The sequence below is a fragment of the Rothia sp. HMSC058E10 genome (genome assembly GCF_001809415.1).
GTDB lineage: Bacteria > Actinomycetota > Actinomycetes > Actinomycetales > Micrococcaceae > Rothia > Rothia dentocariosa.
The window spans coordinates 1-301 of record NZ_KV797644.1; the positions used below are offsets into that span (position 1 = coordinate 1).

General features: G+C 48.8%; 1 rRNA gene. It reads right to left on the reverse strand.

Going from position 1 to position 301, the window contains the following annotated elements:
* Nucleotides 1–111: 111 nt before the first annotated feature.
* Nucleotides 112–230: ribosomal RNA gene (gene rrf, locus HMPREF2609_RS10090) — 5S ribosomal RNA — on the reverse strand.
* Between the last annotated feature and the right edge of the window lie 71 nt (nucleotides 231–301).

Here is a 301-nt window from a genome sequence, read left to right on the forward strand (position 1 = left end):
ACCGGGTTGGGGTTGTTTGGTAAAAACCACAATTAAACACAAAAAAGCATGAGCGAAAGCTCCCCCTCACAGGAAACCCCCACCCATACTTACCTCTAAACAAAATATTTATTGCGGCAGCCATCTACTCTCCCACACCCACCAAGATGCAGTACCATCAACACCACAGGGCTTAGCTCACCAGGTTCGAAAAGGATACTGGGCGTTTCCCCCAAGCTATCACCACCGCAAAACCACCAAACAACAACCCACCCCACAAAAACGGGGCCCAGCTTGTTGTTTCAAAACTATACAGCGAACG